Here is a 2,071-nt window from a genome sequence, read left to right as displayed (position 1 = left end):
CGAAACGACGACACCGCCCTGCCCACCACACTCACCGCCTAGCCTCAAAGAAGAGATCACCGAGTGGCCGTCGATACACCACTCCCACGGACGTGACCGGCTACGGCCGCACTCGGCCTACCTGCTGACCATCCACGACGCGACAACCTCAATCACTTCGAATCCGCCTACGCCAGGGTTGTCGGCAGTAATCGGACCACGGCTACCGTCCGTGATGGAGAACGCTCCCGGGTCCGTGGATCCAGAGCATTCGTAACTGGATCCGAACTGACCGACGTAATCTTTCACCGCCAATTCCAGCTACAACATCTCTCGCTGGTCCCCACCGCTTCCTCAGACTCCAACACGGAACGAAACGACCTGAGGGTGTGGAAAGCGGTTCGTGTCGCTCATTCGACCTCGTAGTGAGCCCTGGTTCATGGTGCACAGGCGCACCGATGTGTAGAGGGTTCGCCCACGCATAACCGGGCAGAAGCTATGCCCATGGACGGAGACGCCATTCGCGGTGCAGCCTGAAGACAGCGGTCTCGGCACCCGCGGTTTTCATGCGTCCGCAGCCTGTTTCCCATGTGGTGAGGCAGAAGTTGGGCTGTTCAAGAGGCGGTTACCTGGAGTTGGTTCCGGACGTCCTGTGGGAGCTCGCGGAGCCGCTAATCTCACCGTCGAGGGTGCGGCCGCAGGGCCGGGACACGCAGGACACGTCAGCTGAGACGCTGTTCGCCGTGACATCTACATGCTGGTCAGCGGGTACGCGCGGCGTGCTCCGCACCCGTGCTTCGGGAGATCGAAGTCGACGGCGCACGCACTGCCGATACCTGATCAGGTACCGAGCCGTCGCGTGGTGTCGGCAGACGCAGCGGTCCTGCAACACTTCCACGACGCAGGCCTGCGCAACGTGCCCCGTGTCGTCCTAAACTCTTCCCTGCGTCAAGGCTCGCCAAGTCATCGAACTCACCATGCCCAGGTTGCCCGGCTGCCGCCGACTCAGATGTCGATACGAATGCGAAGGAGACATCACAGCCAATAGGTCATCGGCATTCCCGTTCGGCTCGTGAACGAGGCTTCCGACGGCCATGGCGGCGAGAGGAGTACGACGGCCTCGACCATTAGGCGATCGCCAACCACGCAGCTTTCGCCGCGCTCTGCGGGCCCGCACGTGCCAGACACCCCAACATGCTCAAGAACCGCACCCGCCCAGTAAGCCACTTGGCAGAACCCTACTGAGCAGGTTCCTCTCCGCCCAGAAACTGTCCAACCTATCCGCTGCGTGTATCGTCCACGGCGGGTGCCGGTCCGGAGGCGGAGTAAGCGCGGTGCGGGTGGGCGTGGAACGGGTGTGTGGCCGTATCCCTCGAAGTCCATGGCCCGGACAGGAGCGGCGCGCGGAAGGTCACGTGCGGCCCGGTGCAGCTGGACTGGATGCTGAGCAAGGCGCGGCGGTTGATGGCGTGGCTGCGGGAGGACCGTTCGGTGCCCCAGCAGTAGGTCATCCGGCGCTTTGCGAAGTCACGTGCCAAACCCTGGGAGGACATCTCGGCGCGGCGGCCGATGAGGCAGCAACCGCGATGCCCCATATCAGGCGCTACTGAGGATTAATGCGTGATGTCGCCGGGGCTTGTGGCGAGGCCGGTGCCGATTAGGCAGCCGGTGATGATGGTGGGCCGATACTGGATCTGGCGTAGGCCCCGGCGGACTGCGCTGACCAGGTGCGTGTAATCGGTGAAGGCGATGTTGGTCAGGCTGGTGCGTCGAAGGCTGGGCCAGATTCCTTCTACGGGGTTGAGGTCTGGTGCATAGGCCGGCAACTGGAACACCGTGAGCCAGTCCCGGGCCGTGGTCCAGGCGCGCATCGCGCGACTGAGGTGCAGGCCGACGTTGTCCCAGACCAGCACGATCGGCCCGCCGAGCTTGGTGTGGGCGGCGGTGAGAAGGTCTCGTAAGTCCTTCCAGGAGAAGCCTTTGCGGCCGTCGACCCGCCGGTCACCGGTGTGCCGGAAGACCAATCGCGGCCGCTCGCCGGGCTTGTAGCAGCACAGAGCGGTCACTGACAGGTGACGTCTGCTGCCGCCGT

Annotated in this window: 1 protein-coding gene; it reads right to left on the bottom strand. The window is 64.0% G+C overall.

Going from position 1 to position 2,071, the window contains the following annotated elements; translation table 11 throughout:
• Positions 1-1,592 precede the first annotated feature (1,592 nt).
• The coding region (locus PV350_RS46290) for a transposase (protein ID WP_500339273.1) at positions 1,593-2,071 on the bottom strand (479 nt) is incomplete at its 5' end.

Origin of the sequence: Streptomyces sp. PA03-6a (genome assembly GCF_033792765.1) — a bacterium.
Taxonomy (GTDB): Bacteria; Actinomycetota; Actinomycetes; order Streptomycetales; family Streptomycetaceae; genus Actinacidiphila.
This window is presented reverse-complemented; position numbering and strand designations above follow the sequence as displayed.